At 59.3% G+C, this 20891-nt stretch carries 14 protein-coding genes; 10 read left to right on the top strand and 4 right to left on the bottom strand.

Translation table 11 applies throughout. From position 1 onward, the window contains the following. The first annotated feature begins 2 nt into the window (after positions 1-2). The 7 genes from J3348_RS05605 (at position 3) to J3348_RS05575 (ending at position 6527) form a co-directional block, all read left to right on the top strand. The gene (locus J3348_RS05605; protein WP_097774420.1) at positions 3-443 is read left to right on the top strand and encodes a hypothetical protein; all 441 of its coding nucleotides are present in this window, start codon (positions 3-5) and stop codon (positions 441-443) included. 133 nt (positions 444-576) lie between these two features. Continuing rightward, positions 577-1794 carry a cysteine desulfurase family protein gene (locus J3348_RS05600; protein ID WP_097774421.1) on the top strand — a complete coding sequence of 406 codons (1218 nt, stop codon included), beginning with the start codon at positions 577-579 and terminating at the stop codon, positions 1792-1794. A 2-nt stretch (positions 1795-1796) separates the two neighbouring features. After that, the gene (nifU, locus tag J3348_RS05595) at positions 1797-2240 is read left to right on the top strand and encodes a Fe-S cluster assembly scaffold protein NifU (RefSeq protein ID WP_005937858.1); all 444 of its coding nucleotides are present in this window, start codon (positions 1797-1799) and stop codon (positions 2238-2240) included. A 343-nt stretch (positions 2241-2583) separates the two neighbouring features. Continuing rightward, positions 2584-3159 carry a twin-arginine translocase TatA/TatE family subunit gene (locus tag J3348_RS05590; protein WP_207698528.1) on the top strand — a complete coding sequence of 192 codons (576 nt, stop codon included), beginning with the start codon at positions 2584-2586 and terminating at the stop codon, positions 3157-3159. A gap of 91 nt (positions 3160-3250) precedes the next feature. Next, the gene (gene tatA, locus J3348_RS05585) at positions 3251-3454 is read left to right on the top strand and encodes a twin-arginine translocase TatA/TatE family subunit (RefSeq protein WP_005937852.1); all 204 of its coding nucleotides are present in this window, start codon (positions 3251-3253) and stop codon (positions 3452-3454) included. Between the two features lie 2 nt (positions 3455-3456). Then, on the top strand, positions 3457-4263 hold the full coding sequence (gene tatC / locus J3348_RS05580) for a twin-arginine translocase subunit TatC (RefSeq protein WP_120079805.1): 807 nt from the start codon (positions 3457-3459) through the stop codon (positions 4261-4263). A 494-nt stretch (positions 4264-4757) separates the two neighbouring features. Continuing rightward, positions 4758-6527: a sugar-binding domain-containing protein gene (locus J3348_RS05575; RefSeq protein WP_207698527.1), complete on the top strand. Its 1770-nt coding sequence runs from the start codon at positions 4758-4760 to the stop codon at positions 6525-6527. 63 nt (positions 6528-6590) lie between these two features. Here the strand turns inward: J3348_RS05575 and J3348_RS05570 are convergent, their stop codons facing one another. The 4 genes from J3348_RS05570 to J3348_RS05555 form a co-directional block, all read right to left on the bottom strand. Next, the gene (locus tag J3348_RS05570; protein WP_207698526.1) at positions 6591-7709 is read right to left on the bottom strand and encodes a foldase; all 1119 of its coding nucleotides are present in this window, start codon (positions 7707-7709) and stop codon (positions 6591-6593) included. 19 nt (positions 7710-7728) lie between these two features. After that, positions 7729-11202, bottom strand: a complete 3474-nt coding sequence (mfd, locus tag J3348_RS05565) for a transcription-repair coupling factor (protein ID WP_207698525.1) — start codon at positions 11200-11202, stop codon at positions 7729-7731. A gap of 418 nt (positions 11203-11620) precedes the next feature. Beyond that, on the bottom strand, positions 11621-12199 hold the full coding sequence (gene pth, locus J3348_RS05560) for an aminoacyl-tRNA hydrolase (RefSeq protein ID WP_005937835.1): 579 nt from the start codon (positions 12197-12199) through the stop codon (positions 11621-11623). Positions 12200-12367: 168 nt separating this feature from the next. Then, on the bottom strand, positions 12368-13126 hold the full coding sequence (locus tag J3348_RS05555; protein WP_005937832.1) for a DapH/DapD/GlmU-related protein: 759 nt from the start codon (positions 13124-13126) through the stop codon (positions 12368-12370). A 422-nt stretch (positions 13127-13548) separates the two neighbouring features. Here J3348_RS05555 and ppdK point away from each other — a divergent pair, with 422 nt between their 5' ends. The 3 genes from ppdK (at position 13549) to casA (ending at position 20886) form a co-directional block, all read left to right on the top strand. Beyond that, the gene (gene ppdK / locus J3348_RS05550; RefSeq protein WP_097774429.1) at positions 13549-16215 is read left to right on the top strand and encodes a pyruvate, phosphate dikinase; all 2667 of its coding nucleotides are present in this window, start codon (positions 13549-13551) and stop codon (positions 16213-16215) included. A 356-nt stretch (positions 16216-16571) separates the two neighbouring features. Then, complete coding sequence (gene cas3, locus J3348_RS05545; RefSeq protein WP_242702884.1) at positions 16572-19292, top strand: CRISPR-associated helicase Cas3'; 2721 nt, start codon at positions 16572-16574, stop codon at positions 19290-19292. After that, complete coding sequence (casA, locus tag J3348_RS05540) at positions 19273-20886, top strand: type I-E CRISPR-associated protein Cse1/CasA (protein ID WP_207698523.1); 1614 nt, start codon at positions 19273-19275, stop codon at positions 20884-20886. The genes cas3 and casA overlap by 20 nt, the downstream gene beginning before the upstream one ends. Positions 20887-20891: the final 5 nt, after the last annotated feature.

Here is a 20891-nt window from a genome sequence, read left to right as displayed (position 1 = left end):
CCATGTCGTTCCACGCAAAAGATTTTGCCGGCAGTCACTGCGGCTGCCGCTACCAGCAGGACTACCGCCCTACCTTGGGCCGCGACGGCAAAAAGGAATCCGGCACGCTGGAGGTCATCAAGTTCTATTACGATGGTGCCATCCGCTTTGAGCAGCACTGCTACGGCGAAGCCGCAACCTTCGTGTTCGGCGTATGGGCATCCGGCATGGACGAGGACGGCACCCTGCACTGGGTGCTGCCCGACCGCCGCAAGAGCTACTACGACGAGGCGTATCTGCCCAAAAAGCTGGACCGCGTGGACGAGGCGGGCAATCTTTACTTTGACGGCAGCAATTTTCCGTGGAAGCTGGCGGACGATTTTGCCGAGGATAAGCGCTGGGGCTACCCCAAGTGGAAGGTGGTACTGGGAAAACTGACCGGAAAGGGCAAAAAAGGTGACTGAATCACGAAAATCCAGTATTCATATTGACATACTAGGGAATGATATGGTATAACTTATCCGTTGAAAGGATTCCGCATCTGCACAGGGCATTCAAGGCTCCCGCAGACGCGTTCAATAAGAAAGGATCATTCCTATGGAAAACATGGAAAAAGTGGTTTATCTGGATAATGCTGCCACCACTCCCTGTGCTCCCGAGGCACTGGAATTGATGGTCAAAGCCCTGAGCGGTGCCTGCGGCAACCCCAGCAGCCATTACAGTGTGGGCTATGAGGCTAAGGAATTCGTGGACACCGGTCGTGCGCAGGTGGCAAAGGCCATCAATGCAAGTCCGGCTGAGCTCTTCTTTACCAGCTGCGGCTCCGAGGCCGACAACTGGGCCGTAAAGGGCACCGCCTTCACCAAGGCACGCCAGAACAAAAAGCACCTCATCACCAGCGCTTTTGAGCACCATGCTATCATGCACAGCATGGCTGCACTGGAGCGCATGGGCTTTGAAGTGACCTATATCAAGCCCACCGCCGAGGGCTACATCCGTCCCGAGGACGTGGAAGCTGCCATCCGTCCCGATACCGCGCTGGTCAGCATCATGATGGCCAACAACGAGATCGGCACCATCCAGCCCATCAAGGAGATCGCCGAGGTCGCTCACAAGCACGGTGTGTGGATGCACACCGACGCGGTGCAGGCTGTGGGTGCCATCCCCGTGGATGTGAAGGAGCTGGGCGTGGATATGCTGTCCATGAGCGCCCACAAGTTCAATGGCCCCAAGGGCATGGGTGCCCTGTATTGCCGCAAGGGCGTATGGCCCCAGAACCTGATCGATGGCGGCAGTCAGGAGGCCCGCCACCGTGCAGGTACCGAGAACGTGGCCGGCATTGCTGCCATGGGCAAGGCACTGGAGATCGCCACGGCGCATCTGGATGAGCGCATGGCCCATGAGAGCGAGCTGCGCGATTATGTCATCGACCGCGTCCTCAAGAACATCCCGGAAGCCCGCCTGAACGGCGGCCGCAGCCCCCGTCTGCCCAACAATGTGAACATCAGCTTCCCGGGTCTGGAAGGCGAGACCATCCTGCTGGATCTGGATATGCACGGCATCTGCGCCTCCACCGGCTCTGCCTGCAACTCCGACAGTTTGGACCCCAGCCACGTCCTGCTGAGCATCGGCGTGCCTGAGGAGATCGGCCACGGCTCCATGCGGTTCACCTTTGGCCCGCAGAACACCATGGAAGAAGCAAAATATCTGTGCGACGTGCTGGAGGAAGTGATCCCCCGCCGCCGTGCTATGAGTTGTATGTGGCTGCAGGGCCAGAACACGGCCCGCCAGTTCAGCCTGAAGGGAGAGCAGTAATTATGGCAAGCATGTATAGCGCAAAGGTCATGGAGCATTTTGCAAATCCGCACAATGTGGGTGAGATCCCCGACGCAAACGGCGTGGGCGAAGTGGGCAACCCCAAGTGCGGCGACATCATGCGCATGTACCTGAAGATCGAGAACAACGTGATCGTGGATGTCAAGTTCCTCACCTTCGGCTGCGGTGCCGCCATCGCCACCAGCAGCATGGCCACCGACCTCATCAAGGGCAAGACCATCGACGAGGCGCTCAAGCTGACCAACAAGGCCGTTGTGGAAGCTCTGGAAGGTCTGCCTCCCATCAAGGTGCACTGCTCTGTTCTGGCCGAGCAGGCCGTCAAGGCTGCTCTGTCCGACTACTACCGCCGTCAGGGCATCGATCCGGAACCCATCGTGGGTAAGCTCGAAGAGGACTGCGACCACTGCGAGAGCTGCGGCCACTGATCCCCGCAAAGGACACTTCAGAGGACACCGTTTTGTGCGGTGTCCTCTTTTTTGCGAAGGACTGCGCTGTTGTATCCTATCCGTTTTGTAATAAACTGACCATAAAATATCATAAGTTTATAAAAACACCCTGTTTGCCTACTCGTTCATGAAAAATTCATATATTGTTCAGAATGAGTTCACCACTTTTCGGTATAAGTAGGGCAACACAGGCGCAAAGAGCGCCGAACTCCCACGGAAACGGACGAAGAACAGGGCAAAGAACGGTTCGCGGCACGCACTGCAATGCAGGTGCGTCGGCCCCGGAAAACGTCCCGCCGCACAGGAAAGGAAACGAGTTAGTATGAAAATTGGTTTTTGGGAACTTGTCGTCATCGTGATCGTGGCGTTCGTGTTCATCGGCCCGGATCAGCTGCCCGTCTACGCAAAGAAGATCGGCAAGATGCTGCGTGAACTGAAAAAGTACACCGGCGCTGCTTCTGAGGAGATCCAGAAGAACGTTGTGGAGCCGCTGAATGAGATCCAGGCTCCCCTGAAGGAAGCCGTTGCCCCGCTGACCGATATCAAGAAGGATATCGACAACAGCGTCAAGGATGTGACCAAGAGCTTTACCGGTATCGGCAAGACCAGCAAGGAGGAAGCTGCCAAGGCAGAAGCCGCCGAGGAAGTGACCGAGCTGACCGAGGAGCCGGTGGAAGAGCTGGAGGAGGACGCTGCACCTGCCGCCAAGGCAGAGGAGAACGCTCCCGCTGAGGAGACCGCTGCACCTGCCGAGAAGGCCGAAGAACCCGCCGCCCCGGTTGAAAAGGCCGAGCCTGCTGCAGAAGCGGCTCCCGCACAGGAAGCTGCCGAGGCTGCTCCTGCGGCCGAGCCGGTGGAGGAAGACCCTCGTCAGAATGATGTTCTGCCGAAGGACTGATTACTTACTGGATGCACCCGCGCCCGCGGTTGCCTGATACATGCAATAAGCCCGCCACGCGGCGCGGCAAAGTAAAAAGGAGATTTTTATTATGCGTATTGGTACTAACGAACTGCTGATTATCCTGGTCGTCGCTCTGCTGATCTTTGGACCCAAGAACCTGCCGAAGCTGGGCAAGATGTTCGGCAAGACCATCAACGGCTTCAAGAAGGGCATGGAGGACGAGGAAGGCTCCGATGATTCCGAGGAGAAGACCGAGAAGCAGGTTTCCAAGAAGGACGAAGACGAGGAGTAATTGTGGCTACGAACGTTAAGCGCAAAAAGAAAAAAGCCGAAGTCATGGCAGAGGACGGCAGCATGACGCTGACCGGCCATCTGAAAGAACTGCGGAACAGGCTGATCATCTGCGCGGTGGTGTTCGTGGTGGGTGTTGTGGTCTCGCTGGCATACGCCGACCGTCTGATCGATCTGCTCACTGCCATGGGCCGCGACTATTACGAGTTTGTTTCCATTGCCCCGCAGGAAAAGCTGATGCAGTATTTCCGCGTCTCCATTCTGGCAGGCGTGGTGGTCACTGTGCCGGTGGCGTTCTACCACATCTATGCATTTGCAAGGCCGGGTCTGAAACGGAGCGAGAGCACCTTCTTCAAGCTGGTCATGCTGCTGGGCCTTATCCTGTTCTGCGTGGGCGTGCTGTTCGCCTACAAGCTCATGATGCCCTTCATGCTGCGTTTCCTCAGCACCGGCATCGAGGGTGCCGAGTACATCCAGACCACCACCAGTATCGAGAGCTATGTCAACCTCTGCTTGACCATGTTCATCATTTTTGGCTGCGTGTTTGAGATGCCTCTGATCACCATCATCCTGTCCAAGATGGGCATTATCAACCCGCAGCTGCTCAAGCAGGTGCGCGGCGTTGCCATCGTGATCATCTTCTTCATCGCGGCCGTTGTCACCCCGCCGGATATCGTGTCTCAGTGCATGGTGGCCGGCCCCATGGTGCTGCTGTACTTCATCAGCATTCTCCTGAGCGGTATCTTCTATAAGCCGAAAGAGGACGATGATGACGAAGATGACGAGGATGAGGGCGAGGACGAAGAGTAAGCTCTGACTTCTGGTTTTCTGTTTTATCATTGCAAAAGAAAAGGCTGCTGCGCCATTTGGTGCAGTAGCCTTTTTGTATGTGGAAAATGCTTCCGGTGCAGAGCGTAATTGCGTGGGGCAGATTCTATGGCTTTTGCAAAAGGCATTACCGCCGAATATGTACTCTTTTGCACGCACAAAAGAGTACCAGAAAGGACGGCGGTGCCCGTAGGGCATGAAAGCCCCGGTGGGGCTTTCAAGGCGCAGACCGGTTTGCGCAGCAAATGCTGTGTGTTCAACACAGCAAGGTCTCCGCTACTTTCGAGACGCGGGAGGCGGCGGGTTGCGGCTCCCTGCGTCTGCTTCGTGCCTTGGACGGCACTCGCATCCTGCAGGCCGCTGCCACAACTCGTCCAGAGCGAACGCGGCGGCAATTCCAAATCGTTGCTGCTCAGTCTATACAAGCCACCCGCCCTGTGCTAGAATGAAACCAACAAATCAAAGGCGGTGAAACCATGCACCCACTCCCGGAATATCCTCGCCCGGCTATGCGCCGGGACAGCTATGAGAACCTGAACGGCCTGTGGAAGTACGCCATTACTCAGACAGCAGAATACCCCGCTGCGTGGGACGGCAGCATTCTGGTGCCCTACTCTCCGGAAACAAAGGCCTCCGGCGTGGGCCGCACCCTGCAGCCCGGCCAGTGGCTGCACTACCACTGCACCTTTGCTCCCCCTCCGGGAGAAGGGGGCCGGGTGCTGCTGCACTTCGGCGCGGTGGACGATGCCTGTGCGGTGCAGGTGAACGGCCATCTGGTGGGCGGCCATCGGGGCGGCTACTGGCCCTTCACACTGGATGTCACCGCCCAGCTCAACGATACGGGCCGCAACAGCCTGTGGGTGGCCGTGCAGGACCCCACGGACAGCGGCACGCAGGCACGGGGCAAGCAGACCCTGAAGCCCGGCGGCATGTTCTATCCGGCCCAGAGCGGCATCTGGCAGACGGTCTGGATGGAGCGTGTGCCGGAAAACTACATCCAGTCGCTCACGGTCACGCCGGACTACGATGCCCGCACCGTGACCGTGAAAGCCCATACTTCCATGCCCGGAGGTGCAGTGAACCTGTGGGCCGTGGTGCGGGCCGGGGGCGTGACCATTGCCGAGGACTGGGGCAGCGACGAAGCGGACCGGGACGGCGAGGTGACGCTGAACATCCCGGAGGAACATTTCTTTCCGTGGAGCCCGGATACCCCGTTTTTGTATGACCTGACCGTGGGCACCACGCAGGGAGGGGAGGAGCAGTTCGACACCGTGCACAGCTACTTTGCCCTGCGCAAGTGGAGCTGTGAGCCGGATGCGCGGGGCGTGCTGCGCTTCTGCCTGAACGGAAAGCCCATCCTGCTCAACGGCCTGCTGGACCAGGGCTACTGGCCGCAGGGCCTGTATACCCCGCCTTCCGATGCGGCGGTGGAGCGGGAGCTGAGCGAGGTGAAAGCGCTGGGATTCAACCTGCTGCGCAAGCACGCCAAGATCGAGCCGCAGCGCTGGTACTACCACTGCGACAGGCTGGGCCTTGTGGTCTGGCAGGACATGGTGAACGGCGGCAGCAGATACAACCTGTGGTTCGTCACCTACCTGACCAATGTGCTGCAGCCCCTTGTGCGCCGCCTGCCCGACGCAGAGCCACTCTGGGGCCTGCTGAGCCGCGGAAAAGCATCCAGCCGGGAAACATACCGCAAAGAGCTGCAAGCCACCGTGGAAGCCCTGCGCTGCCATCCGTGCATCGGCTGCTGGGTACCCTTCAACGAAGGCTGGGGCCAGTTTGATGCGGCCAGGGCAGTGCAGGCCATCCGAACGCTGGACGATACCCGCCTTGTGGACGAGGCCAGCGGTTGGTATGATCAGGGCGGCGGAGATGTGTGCTCCATCCACAACTATTTCTATCCGCTGCATGTAAAGCCCGGAAAGCGCACTGTGGCCCTGAGTGAATACGGCGGCATTGCATGGCCCATGCCGGGACACGAAGCACCGGGCAAAACCTACGGCTACGGCACGGCCAAGAGCCGCGCAGACCTGACCGCCCGCTGCAAAAAGCTGCAATTGGGCACGGTACTGCCGCAGCTCAAAAAAGGACTCTCGGCGCTGGTGTACACCCAGCTGACGGATGTGGAAGATGAGGTGAACGGTCTGTTCACCTATGACCGGGCCGAGATCAAGCCGGATGCCAATGCCGTCCGCTCGGTGAATGCTGCCCTTGCCGCAGAGTTTGCAAAAGTGACGCGGTGAAAGAAAAAACTCCCTCAGTCATCGCGCAGCGATGACTGAGGGAGTTTTATGTTACAGCAGCTCTCAGCTGTTGGCGCTGTTGTTCACGATCTTTTTGGCGGGCAGTTTGTTCATGGCAGAGCTGTCCAGATCGTGTGCCAGCTCTGCACCGCCTGCGGCCAGTGCGTCGTCCAGCTCGCCGCCCTTCATATCGCTCAGGATCTGGCTGCGCAGGTCGTCCAGCGAGGAAACGCTCAGCGGGTCTACACGCACCATCAGGAGCAGGGTGGAGCCGTTGATCTGCACAGCAGCGGCTTCGCCGTAGGAAAGGCTGCGCAGAGCATCGGCTGCGCCATCCTGCGTAAAGGCCGAAGCAACATCGCTCTCGGTCAGCAGCTCGGTCTGGACGCTGGCGCTGTCGTCGGAAGTTTCGCTGTCCAGCACAGCGTAGATGTCCGGCAGGGCATTCTGTGCGGCCTCATGCAGGGCACTCACCTGATCCGAGACCGTCTCGCCGCCTGCGGCGTTGACGCTGTCGGCAGCGGCCTGTGCCAGCTTGAGCATCTCGGCCTTCTGGTCATCGTCCGCAAAGGCGTAGGTGCTGGTATTGTACAGCGGGATGCTGATGTAGCAGATCTCATACATGCTGTCGTCCAGATGGCTGGTCAGCTCGTCGTCCTCCACCGGGGTCTCGCCGTCCGGGCCGTAGACCATATCCAGCAGGGCGGTGTGCTCCACCTGCAGACGTTCATATGCCTTGACGGTCTCCAGACCAATGCCGTTGGCGGTGTAGGTGTCGCCGTACTGGTCCATCATCTGCTGGGCATAACGGTCGGCAGTGGAAAGCTGATCTGCAGTCAGCTCACCGCCCAGTGCCTTGAAGCGGGCATCCACAGCGGCCAGCGTTTCCAGTGTTTCCTGCGTTTTCTGGGCCACGTAGTCGCTGACCACAGCGGTCTCGCCGCTGTCGGAGTCGGTGGTGATGGTCTCCTTCAGGAAGGCTTTTACGTCGGTGGTGTCCTGATCGGTGCCGGCAAGCTGGGCGGCCTGCTGGTAAGCACCGTACTGTGCCAGCAGATACATGCCGGAGGTGATCTCAAAATCACCGATGCTGCCCACGGTGTCCGGGGCGGAAATGGTGCAGCCCACAAGGCTGAACACCAGTGCAAGTGCGCAGATCAGCGCGAGAAGTTTCTTTTTCATGGCAATGCTCCTATGATGTTTATTTTTGCTCGGCGGAGGCAAGGATCTCTGCCATCGCCTTGAGGATGCTTTGCAGCAGCTCCAGCGGCTTTTCGTCGGGCTGCAGCGTGACCGAGAGATAGGGCCGGTTGCCTGCACCGGCGGTGACGCGGCCATTGAAGGCCACCAGCAGGCCCCGGATCATGGGCAGCTCCAGACTTTCCAGCTGCAGGGTGAGGGTGTCCTTTTTCTGGGTCACTTCGGTCACGCCCACAGTGCTGGCCTGCACGCGTACCAGCGACACGTTGACCAGATCGCTCACCGAGGGCGGCGGGTCGCCGTAGCGGTCGATGAGCTCGTCCAGCACATCGGCGGCATCCTCTGCCGTCTGGATGGCGGCAATGCGCTTATAAGCTTCAATGCGGCCCGGGCCGTCTGCGATATATTTCTCCGGGATGAAGGCATCCACCCGCAGATCCACAAGGCATTCGCTCTTGTCCCGCCGGATGGGTTCGCCCTTGGCCCGGGCGATGGCCTGCCCCAGCATCTTCACGTAGAGGTCGTAGCCCACGGCCTCCATGTGGCCGTGCTGACTGTGGCCCAGAAGACTGCCCGCACCCCGGATCTGCAGATCCCGCATGGCGATGCGGAAGCCGGAGCCGAAGGCCGTGAACTCCCGGATAGCGGAGAGCCGCTTCTGGGCGATATCGGTCAGGGTCTTGTCCCGCCGGAAGGTGAAGTAGGCATAGGCCTTGCGGCCGGAGCGGCCCACCCGGCCTCTTATCTGGTACAGCTGGGCAAGGCCCATGCGGTCAGCGTCCTCGATGATGAGGGTGTTGCAGTTGCGCACGTCGATGCCGGTCTCGATGAGGGTGGTGCACACCAGAATATCGATCTCGCCGTTCAGCAGATGCTGCCACACGGGGTTCAGCTCTTCCTCGGTCATCTTGCCGTGGGCAATGCCGATGCGTGCGCCGGGCACCAGCTTGCTCACATGGGCGGCGCAGGCTTCGATGTTGTCCACCCGGTTGTGCAGGTAGTACACCTGCCCGCCCCGGGCAAGCTCCTTCTTCATGGCTTCGGCAAGGATGATGTCGTTGTATTCCAGCACAAAGGTCTCCACGGGCTGCCGCTCGATGGGCGGCTGCTCGATGGTGGAAAGGTCCCGGATTCCGCTCATGGCCATGTTCAGCGTGCGGGGGATGGGGGTAGCCGAAAGGGTGAGCATGTCCACCCCGATGAAGTTCTCCTTGAGCTTTTCCTTGTGCTTCACACCGAAGCGCTGCTCCTCGTCGATGATGACAAGGCCGAGGTCATGGAACTTCACGTCCTTGGACAGCAGCCGGTGGGTGCCCACCACGATGTCCACACTGCCCGACTGCAGGCCCCGGAGGGTCTCCTTCTGCTGTTTTGCGGTGCGGAAGCGGGACATCATCTCCACCTTCACGGGAAAAGCTTCCATGCGGGAAAGAATGGTGTTGTAGTGCTGCCACGCCAGCAGGGTGGTGGGGGCAAGGATGGCGCACTGCTTGCCGCCCATCACGCACTTGAAGGCGGCGCGCAGGGCCACTTCGGTCTTGCCCACGCCCACGTCGCCGCACAGCAGGCGGTCCATGGGCCAGCCCTTTTCCATGTCCTGCTTGATCTCGGCGGTGGCGTTCAGCTGGTCGTCTGTCTCGTCGTAGTCAAAGCGGGTCTCAAAGTCCCGCTGCCAGTCGCCGTCCGGCGGGAAGGCGTAGCCCGTGGCCTGACGGCGGCGGGCGTAGAGCTCAATCAGTTCCTGCGCCATCTCCTCGGTGGCTTTTTTTACCTTGGCGCGGGTACGCTGCCACTCGGCACCGCCCAGCTTTGCCAGCTTTACCTTTTCCTCGTCGCCGGGGGCGGTGTAGCGGCTCAGCAGGTCCAGCTGGGTCACCGGAACATACAGCACGTCCGAGCCGGAATACTGTACCTTGAGGTAATCTTTCGTGGCACCCTGCACTTCCAGCCGCTGGATGCCCGCATACATGCCAATGCCGTGGCTCTGGTGCACCACATAGTCCCCGGGTTTGATGTCCGAAAGGCTGGAAAGGGCGTTCCTGTTCTTTTTGCGCTTCTTGGTCTCGGCGGAGGTCTCTTCCTCCAGACCGTGCCTGCGGCTGGACAGCACCGCCGCATGGGCAAAGGGAAAGGTGCACCCGGCGGTCAGATGGCCCGGCAGCACCTGTACGATGCCTTTTGTGGGCCGCACATCCCGGCTCATGCTCACGGAGTAGCCCTTGTCGGCAAGGTCGCGGGTGAGGGCGGCGGCACCCTTGGGCGTTCCGGAAAACAGGGTGACGGCATAGCCCTGCGCAATAAGGGGGTCAAGGTCTTCTCGCAGGGAGACAAGGTCGCCGTTCCAGTTGGGGGCGGCAAAGGCCTCGGCGTTGATGAGGTCTTTCAGCTTAAATTCGTTCATGCCGCGCAGGAAGTTCTCGCACAGCAGGGTGCTCTGCTTCTGGGCGGCAGCGGCAAGGTCGTCCATGGTCTGGTAGAGTACATCCAGCCCGGGGCAGAGCACACCCTCTTCCAACAGGCCGGTCAGCTCTTCGCTGCGACGGAACTCGGTGGCCTTCTGGGCATCCCGGATGCCGCCCACCTCGTCCAGAATGAACAGCGGTGTGTCCAGATGATCCAGCAGGGTGGCCGGGCTCGGATAGCGCAGGCCGTAGTATTTATCCATGGCTTCCGGCATCAGGCCGGAGTCCAGCTGAGCAAGGTCGGCTTCCGTGGCCTTTTCCAGTGCGGTGCGGTGCCGGCCGCGTGCCTTTTTGATGGCGGCACGCAGGGCCTCGGCAGTCTCGGCGGTATCGCCGAACAGCACCTCGCGGGCAGGGGAAAGATAGATCTTTTCCAGTGCGCTGTCCCGCCGCTGGGTGAGCAGGTCGAAGGAAGAAATGGAATCGATCTCGTCGTCCCAGTACTCCACGCGGGCAGGCTGGCGCATATCCGGCGCATAGATATCCACGATATCGCCGCGCACACTGAACTGTCCTGGGCCGTCCACCTGACTGCGCCGCACATACCCGGCGGCGAACAGCCGGGCCACAAGCCCCTCACGGTTGTACACCATGCCGGGTTTGAGGGTAAGAGTGTTCTTTAAAAATTCATCCCGGGGCACGGTGTACTGCAACAGCGCTTCGGCGGGCACGCAGACCGCGTTCAGCCGCCCGCCTGCGAGGGAACCCAGCACCGAAAGGCGGCGGTACTCGTACTCGCGGCCCGCGCCCTCCACTGGGCGCAGCATAAAGTCCCGGGGCGGGAACACCGCAGCGGCAAGCCCCAGTGCCTTGAGGTCGTCCGCAAAGTGGGTGGCCTCGGCCTCGCCGGGGGTCACGATGCACAGCACCCGGCCAAGGTCTTTTTGCAGCGCGGCGTACAGCAGGGCACGGCCTGCGGGCGGCAGACCGAACAGCGCGGCAGGACCAGGCTTTGCAAAGCTGGCGGCGATCTTCTGATATTCCGGTGTGGCCTTGAGTAAGGCTTCGTACATGGAAAAACCTCCTTTCCTACTGGGATGACGATTTGAAATTGCCGCCGCAGACGGGTTGCGGCACCCAGCATCTGCTTCACGCCTTGAGCGGCGCTCGCATCTTGCTGGCCGCTGCCCCAACAACTCCTCCCTGTTTCCGCCACTGGCGGCGGTCGTCGCTGTTGCGCTTTGGCAATGGCGATGATTATTTTTTATTTGCAGCAGAGAAAAGCCTGCGGGCTTTTCTCTGCTGCTTTCTCACGAGAGGGGGCGTGACCTCAAAATGCATCAAAGAACATAAATGCAGTTCGCCAGTGCTGCCCCACTCGGTGAAAATGTGTTTGGAGCGGCCCGCAGGCCGCGACAAACACAAACAATAAAAATAAAATTCCGCTGAAAATGCCCAGAGCGCAAGCGGAGGGCGTTTTAAATGGGGCTCTTACCCGTTATATTTGCTCTGTGCCAGACTCAGCTTGCCGTCCATGATGAGCTTTGCGGCGGCTTCCAGATCAGGGTAGCGGCCGCTCAGAGCCTTGGCATCCTCTGCCGGGAACTTGCCCAGCACCCACGCGGCAAGGTCGTAGTCCGGGTGGGGCTTGGCACCCACGCCGATGCGGATGCGGGGGAAGTTCTCCCCGCCCAAGCGGGCGATGATGCTCTTCAGGCCGTTATGTCCGCCTGCGGAGCCGGAGGGCCGGATGCGCAGCTTGCCGGGGCTCTGGGTGATATCGTCGCACAGAACGATGACGTGGTCGGCGGGGATCTTGAAAAAGCCCGCCGTGGGGGCGATGGAGTCGCCCGAAAGGTTCATGTAGGTCAGGGGCTTGAGCAGCACCACCTTGTGGCCGTCCACTTCGCCCTGACCCCACAGGCCTTCAAATTTGGTTTTGCTGACCGAAATGCCCCACTTGTCGGCCAGATAGTCCAGCGCGGCATAGCCCGCATTGTGGCGGGTGCCGTCGTATTTTGTTTCCGGGTTGCCAAGACCGGCGATCAGCCAGATGTCAGTTGTATTCATGAGTGTTATATTTTCCTTTTTGTGATAAATTGTCCGATGCAAGTCCTAAGTATAACATACGCGCGTGCAAAAAGATATACATTATAAGCGAAAAAGATGCACCTGCAAACAAAAACCGCCGCGCAGGGCCATCCTGTGCAGCGGTCTGTACGCGAAAAAACGGACAGCTTACTTGCTCTGCTCGTCTTCCAGCTTCTTTTTTTTGGCAATGTAGGCTTCCATCTTGGGCTCTGCCCAGCCCTCCAGATTGGTCTGGCGGTCACGGGCGATGCCCAGTGCCTGTGCGGGCACGTCCTTGGTGATGGTGCTGCCGGCGGCGGTGTAGGCACCATCGCCCACCTTCACGGGGGCTACAAGGTTCGTGTTGCAGCCGATGAAGCAGTAATCGCCGATTGTAGTGCGGAACTTATCCTTGCCGTCGTAGTTGCAGGTGACGGTGCCGCAGCCGAAGTTGCAGTACTTGCCCACGTCGCTGTCGCCGATGTAGGTCAGGTGGCTCACCGTGTTGCCACGGGCAAAGTTGGAGTTCTTGGTTTCTACATAGGCACCCAGATGCACGCCGTAGTCGGTGACGGTGTTCACCCGCACATGGGTGAAGGGGCCGATGTTGTTGTGAGGGCCGATGTGGCTGCTGTATACCTGACTGGCGTTGACGGTGCTGCCCTCGTCTACGATGCTGTCCTCAATGAGGGTGTTGGGGCCGATGATGCAGCCCGCACCGATGACCGTTCTGCCGCGCAGGATGGTACCGGCCAGAATGACGGCACCCGGGGCGATGACCACGTCCGGTGCGATCTGCACGGTGCGGCTGTCGATGATCACGCCGTTTGCGATGTGCTGCAGCAGAATGACCTCGCGGGCGGCTTCGGCGGCATCCAGCTGCTCACGCGCTGCATTCAGTGCAGCAGAAGAAACAGAATTTTCCATACGATAGATCTCCCTTCCGGCACGGCGGCTCCCGGCGGGTGGATGATAAGGCCTGACCCGGAAAAATGATGCATCCATATCCAAAGATGGATACAACAGAAGCTTTGCGCCGACAAAAAAGAAAAGCTGAAATTACAGGGATAGAAAGTTGTATCCAACAGGCAGATAATCCACGTCAGAAAACAAAAAACCTCTCGAACTTTCTCCCATTTTATACTACCTTAAAACTTGGCAAATTTCAAGGGATTTGCATAAAAAATAACAGACAAATTCGGGATTTTGCATGGTGGAAAGGAATGGATTTTCTGGTATAATAGTTTAGCATTCACAAACAATGTTCATCGGTCGAGTTTTTAAGACAAGGCAAACGATGAGACTGCGGTGCAGCTGTGCTGCGGTCACGAATGGGAGGTAAACAACGCATGAGCAAAAAGTATCTGTACTACTTCAGCGAAGGCAATGATGCTTTCGGCGGCGACAAAGTCACCATGAAGAATACTCTGGGCGGCAAGGGTGCTGGTCTGGCAGAAATGACCGCAGCCGGTATGCCGGTGCCGCAGGGTTTCACCATCACCACCGACGCCTGCACCCAGTATTATGCAGACGGCCGTCAGATCAATGACGAGATCACTGCTGATATCTTTGAGCACCTCAAGGGTCTGGAAGAGATCACCGGCAAGAAGTTCGGCGATAACCAGAACCCCCTGCTGGTCTCCGTCCGTTCCGGCGCACGTCAGTCCATGCCCGGCATGATGGACACCATCCTGAACCTGGGCCTGAACGACGAGGCTGTTGAAGGTCTGGCAAAGAAGACCGGCAACGCCCGTTTTGCATACGACTGCTACCGCCGCTTTGTGCAGATGTTCGCGGACGTCGTTATGATGGTCCCGAAGAGCCTGTTCGAGGTCGAGATCGACAAGATGAAGGAAGCCAAGGGCGTCAAGAACGACGTTGACCTGACTGCCGATGACCTGAAGGAACTGGTCGGCACCTTCAAGAAGATCTACGAGGAGAACGAAGGCCGTCCCTTCCCGCAGGATCCCCGCGATCAGCTGATCGAGGCTGTCAAGGCCGTCTTCCGCAGCTGGGACAACCCCCGTGCAAATGTCTATCGTAAGATGAACGAGATCCCCTACGAGTGGGGCACCGCAGTCAACGTTCAGCAGATGGCATTCGGCAACTCTGGCGACCGCTCCGGTACCGGCGTTGCATTCACCCGTGACCCCGCCACCGGCGCTAAGAAGCTGATGGGCGAGTACCTGATCAATGCACAGGGCGAGGACGTTGTGGCCGGCGTGCGCACTCCTTCTCCCATCAGCCACCTGAAGGATCAGATGCCTGAGGTGTACGATCAGTTCGTTGAGATCGCAACCCGTCTGGAGAACTACTTCCGCGATATGCAGGATATGGAGTTCACCATCGAGGACGGCCACCTGTACATGCTGCAGACCCGTAACGGCAAGCGTACCGCTCAGGCTGCTCTGCAGATCGCATGTGATCTGGTGGACGAGGGCATGATCACCGAGCAGGAAGCTGTCCTGCGCGTGGAGCCCAAGCAGCTGGATACCCTGCTGCATCCCCAGTTCGATGCCGCTGCCCTGAAGGCCGCCGAGGTCGTCGGCAAGGGTCTGGCAGCTTCTCCCGGTTCTGCCTGCGGCCAGATCGTCTTTACTGCTGAAGAGGCAGAGGAGATGGTCAAGTCCGGCAAGATGAAGAAGGTCGTTCTGGTTCGTCTGGAGACTTCTCCCGAGGATATCGTGGGCATGCAGGTTTCTCAGGGCATCCTGACCGTCCGCGGCGGCATGACCAGCCACGCAGCTGTTGTTGCCCGTGGTATGGGCACCTGCTGTGTCTCCGGCTGCGGCAACGACAACGAGGTCAAGATCGACGAGGAAGCAAAGACCTTCGAGATCAATGGCCACAAGTTCGCCGAGGGCGACTGGATCTCCATCGACGGCTCTACCGGCAACATCTACGGCGAGCAGGTCGCTACCGTGGCCGCTACCGGCAATAAGAACTTCAACCGCTTCATGGGCTGGGCAGACGCTGCTCGTCAGCTGCTGGTCATGACCAACGCTGATAACCCGCGCGACGCACAGCAGGCAGTGGATCTGGGTGCTGAGGGCATCGGCCTGTGCCGTACCGAGCACATGTTCTTCGCAGAGGATCGCATCAAGGCTGTCCGTGAGATGATCTGCGCACGTACCGTGGAAGAGCGCGAAGCTGCTCTGGCCAAGGTCGAGCCGTTCCAGCAGGGTGACTTCGAGGCCATGTACCGCATCATGGGTGAGCGCCCGATGACCATTCGTTATCTGGATCCGCCTCTGCACGAGTTCCTGCCCACCAAGGACGAGGACATCAAGGAGCTGGCTGCCGATATGGGCATGACCTTTGATGACCTGAAGAACGTGGTTACTTCTCTGCACGAGTTCAACCCCATGATGGGCCACCGTGGCTGCCGTCTGGCTGTTACCTACCCTGAGATCGCAGCCATGCAGACCCGCGCCGTGATCAAGGCTGCTCTGAACGTCTCTGCTGAGACCGGCCATGTGATCACCCCGCACATCATGATCCCGCTGGTTGGCGAGGTCAAGGAGCTGAAGTTCGTCAAGGACGTTGTGGTCAAGGTCGCAGACGAACTGATTGCTGCTGCAGGCGTTGATATGAAGTATCAGGTCGGTACCATGATCGAGATCCCCCGCGCAGCCCTGACTGCCGGCGAGATCGCCAAGGAAGCCGAGTTCTTCAGCTTCGGCACCAACGACCTGACCCAGATGACCTTCGGCTTCAGCCGTGATGATGCCGCCAAGTTCCTGGGCGCATACTACGAGAACAAGATCTACGAGAGCGATCCGTTCCAGCATCTGGATCAGATCGGCGTTGGCAAGCTGGTCAAGATGGCTGCACACGACGGCCGCGAGACCCGTCCTGATCTGGGTCTGGGCATCTGCGGCGAGCACGGCGGCGACCCCACGAGCGTGGAGTTCTGCCACAATGTCGGTCTGGACTACGTCAGCTGCTCTCCCTTCCGTGTGCCTATCGCACGTCTGGCTGCCGCTCAGGCTGCTATCAAGAACCCCCGCAAGTGATTGCGTGAGCGCTTGAGAAAGCACGAATAAAGCATAACAAACCGCCCCGGTTTCCGCAATGGAAGCCGGGGCGGCTTTTTATACAAAAAAGAAATCGTTTTTTTTTGTAGCTTTGATGAATTGGCGCAGAGTCATTGACAGCAGAAGGGCAGAAGCGTATTTCTGAAACAGAAAACGGAACCGGGCTATAAATAGCAGGTTTCTTTACCTTGCGAGGACACTTTCGTTTTGATGAGGCACGACCCGGTGTGCCGCTTTTTTCATTTGCGGAGATAAAATACAAAAAGTACGGATTATAGTACACATTATCTGTTATGCTCGGTACATGGAAGGCACACACCGGAAAAGGAGCAAAAATGCGAAGGACGTTGAATAAAACAAGGTTTTTGGCCGGTAAAACGGACCCGGAAAATACCAGCCTGTGGCTGCCGCTCTGGATGCATCTGTGGGATACGGCGGGCATCATGGAGCGGCTAGTCCGGCAGTGGCTCCCCGAAAGCGTAAAACGGGCCATGGGCTTTGAGCGCGAGGAAGCGTTGCTCGCGCATGCCCGGTTTTTGGGTGGAATCCATGATATAGGCAAGGCTACGGTAGCCTTTCAGGCAAATATCCTGCGCACCCTGCCGGAGGCGCGGCAGCGGCTGGAAACGTTGACGCCGCTGGACTGTCCTGAACAGAACCGCCGGGAGTCGCCGCATGCCCGGGCGGGCGAGGCAGTCCTGCTGTGGGATGACTGCCCCGGCGGGATCGCCTCCATTGTGGGGGCGCACCACGGCAAGCCACAGAGCTGCGCGGCGGTCGATGATCAGTTAGAGGGTTGGGAGAGCAACTACTACCCCAAGGGACAGAAAAAGGTCTGGGAGGACTTCTGGACAGAACTGCTTATGACTGTTTTGCAGGACTGTGGCTTTGACGACACAGCGGAGTTGGATGATCTGAATCCGCAGGAGGAAGTGCTTCTGACCGGACTTCTGATCATGGCAGACTGGATCGCCAGCAATACGGAATACTTTCCCCTGATCCCGGTAGAGGAGTTGGGCAGCATGGAGGATTACCCGGCGCGGGTGGACAGGGCTTGGGAAAAGCTGGCGCTGCCCTTCCCGTGGGAGGCACAGCCGGGCATCGCAGACCCGCAGGAGTTTGCGGTGCGGTTCGGCTTTGCGCCCAATGCGGTGCAGAGGGCTGTTCTGGAGGCTGTGGATACCGCAGCGGAACCGGGCATCCTGATTTTGGAAGCACAGATGGGCGTGGGTAAAACCGAGGCGGCGCTGGCCGCTGCGGAGGTCATGGCCAGCCGGTTCGGGCTGGGTGGTGTCTTTTTCGGGCTGCCCACACAGGCCACGGCAAACGGCATCTTTCCCCGGCTGCTTGGCTGGGCAGACACACAGTCTGAGGAGACGCTGCCGCAGGCTATAAAGCTGGCACACGGCATGGCAGAACTGAACGAGTGCTATCTGCGGCTGCAGGGGCGCGGGGGGCAGTTGGAGGAGGACGCGCAGGAAGCGCATCAGGTGCAGGTACACCAGTGGTTTCGGGGAAACAAGCAGGCACTGCTGGCAAACTTTGTGATTGGCACAGTGGATCAGTTGCTGCTGGCGGCACTTGCCCAGAAGCACGTTATGCTGCGGCATCTGGGGCTTGCGGGCAAGGTGGTCATTATTGACGAGTGCCACGCCTATGATACCTACATGAACTGCTATCTGGACCGTGCACTGGAATGGCTGGGCTGGTACAAGGCGCCGGTCATCCTGCTGTCAGCCACCCTGCCTGCCCGGCGGCGCGCGGAACTGGTCGAGGCTTACCAGCAGAAAAAGGCTGTCCCGGACGTCCCATGGAAAACCAGCTGCGGCTATCCGCTGCTGACATGGACGGACGGCGCAGAGGTAAAGCAGACGGCCATCCCACCAGACGCACCCGGTAAAACGGTGCAGCTGACCACGCTCACAGAGCCGGAGTTGCCCGCGCTGCTGCGCCGGAAGCTGGCAGAGGGCGGCTGCGCGGGAGTGATCGTCAACACGGTCAAAAAAGCGCAGAAGATCGCGCAGCTGCTGCGGGAAAGCCTGCCGGACAAAGAGGTGCAGCTGTTCCATGCGCAGTTCCTGATGCCGGACCGCGCAGCGCGGGAAAACCAGCTGATGGCACGCATTGGCAAGGGCTCTGAACCGGAGCGCCGGAACGACCTGATCGTGGTGGGCACGCAGGTGATGGAGCAGTCGCTGGACATTGATCTGGACGTTCTTGTTACAGAGCTTTGCCCCATGGATCTGCTGTTGCAGCGCATCGGACGGTTGCACCGTCACCGCCGCAGCCGCCCCGCCCCATTGCAGCAGGCCTGCTGCGCGGTGCTGGACACCGGGGAAGATGCCTTTGATGCGGGCAGCGAGGCGGTATATGGACAGTGGTTGCTCTGGCGCACCCGGAAGTTTCTGCCCCGGAGCATCCGGCTGCCGGAGGAAATCTCTCCGCTGGTGCAGCAGGTCTACGGCTGGGAGCGGGAAGCTCCCGGTGGAGCGCAGGGGGAGGAAATGCGCTGCGTATATGAGCAGACGCAGGAGAAAAAGAAAGCGCGCGCCGAGGCGTACCTTGTGCCGCAGCCGGAAACGCACCGGCTGGCGCAGTTGAATACGCTGGACGACTGGATGCAGAACGAGGGTGCCCGCTCCGACCCGGCGGCGCGGGCAGCAGTGCGGGACGGCGACCCCTCGGTAGAGGTGCTTGTAATGCAGTGTCGGGCAGACGGCAGCATCCACTTTCTGCCGTGGCAGGAGGGTGGCAGCGCCGTAGCTGCTGACAGCCCGCCCCCGCCGGAAACGGCACTGAAGATTGCCCGGCAGAAGCTGCGGCTCCCGGCGGTGTTCGGCAAAGCGTGGAAGGTGGATAGGGTCATCCGGGAGTTGGAAGCGGACAACCGCAGCGGACTTGCGGCGTGGCAGCTGTCTCCGCTGCTGCACGGAGAGCTGGTGTTGCTACTGGACGAAAACCTGACCGCCCATCTTGCGGGCATGGAGCTTTGTTATGACCGTGAAAACGGCCTGACCTACCAAAAGGAGGAAACGGATGAAGGAGATCGAATTTAACCTGTTGACGGAGCCGTGGGTCCGGGTTCGTCGGCCAGATAATACGGTGCAGGAAGTTTCTTTGACGGACGCACTGCTCCATGCGCAGGATTATGTGGATCTGGCAGGCGAAATGCCCACGCAGGATGCCGCCGTGCTGCGGCTGTTGCTGGCGGTGCTGTTCACCGTGTTCTCCCGGGTGGATGCAAAGGGAAAACCCCAACCGCTGGCACAGAGCGATGATGCACTGGAGCGCTGGAGCGAGCTGTGGCAGCTTGGGCATTTCCCGGCAGAGCCTGTCCGGGACTACCTGGAGCAGTGGAAGGACCGCTTCTGGCTGTTCCACCCGACACACCCCTTCTGGCAGGTGCCGCAGGCAAAGATCGGCACGGAATACGGCGCGGCCAAACTCAACGGTGAAATGTCGGAAAGCAGCAATAAACTCCGGCTCTTTCCACTGTATGCGGGGCAGAGCAAGGAGCAGCTGAGCTATCCGCAGGCGGCGCGGTGGCTGCTGTGCGTGAACGGCTATGATGACACCTCCGCGAAGCCAAAAGGAAAGGGACTTCCGTCAGTAGGAGCCGGGTGGCTGGGCAAAATCGGTTTCATTCAGGCACAGGGCGATAATCTGTACGAGACCCTGATGCTGAACCTGACGCTGCTGCGCGACAGCCGGGAATGCTGGGGCGAAAGCAAGCCCTGTTGGGAATTGGAAGCACCAAAGAGCGCGGAACGGACAGAAATTTGCTGCCCGGACAACCCGGCACAGCTGCTCACCCTGCAATCCAGAAGGCTGTTGCTGCACAGGACAGGGGAGAATGTGGATGGATTCTGTCTGCTGGGAGGAGATTTCTTCCCCAGAGAAAACGTCTTTGCCGAACAGATGACCATCTGGCGCACGATGCCAATCAAGAAAAATGAACCGGTGGTGTTTGTGCCCTGTCGTCATGACCCGGCTAAACAATTCTGGCGGGAGTTCCCGGCTGTCTTTTGTCAGGACAGCGGGCATCGCCCGGGCGTTGTATGCTGGATCGAAAAGTTGCAGGAAAAGAGATTGAAACTTCTGGATCCCCGCAGAAAGGTACATTTCCGCATCTCCGGTGTCCAATATGGCGATAAGGACTTCTTTGTAAATGATTCTTTCAGCGACAGCCTGACCTTTCAGGCAGGGATTCTGGATGAGATAGGGCGTCCATGGCAGAGTCGGATCGTCAGAGAAATCGAGCGCTGTGAACAGACAGCGGCGCTGGTCGGACATTTTGCGCAGGAACTGGCAATTGCCGCCGGTGACCGGAATGAAAATGCAGGCGGCGCGGTTCGTGCACAATTCTACTTTGCAGTGGATCAGCCTTTTCGGCAGTGGCTGCAGGCGATCGACCCGGAGCAGGACGACCCGGATGAGGCAGCGCTGCGCTGGCAGGCGCAGGCGCGAAACATCGCGGAAAAGCTGGGAAAACAGATGGTGATGGAGGCCGGAAATGCCGCCCTGAAGGGACACCGCATTGTGGTGGATAAGGATAAAAAGACCGAGCGCACCATCCTGTATACCTCGCCAAAGGCCTATAATCGTTTCCGCACAAGGCTTTGGGAGATCTATCCCAAAACAGAACCATAAAGGGG

Origin of the sequence: Faecalibacterium sp. Marseille-Q4896 (genome assembly GCF_017377615.1) — a bacterium.
Classification (GTDB): Bacteria; Bacillota; Clostridia; order Oscillospirales; family Ruminococcaceae; genus Faecalibacterium; species Faecalibacterium taiwanense.
Note: the sequence above shows the minus strand (reverse complement) of the source record. Positions and strands in the feature narration are given on the sequence as shown.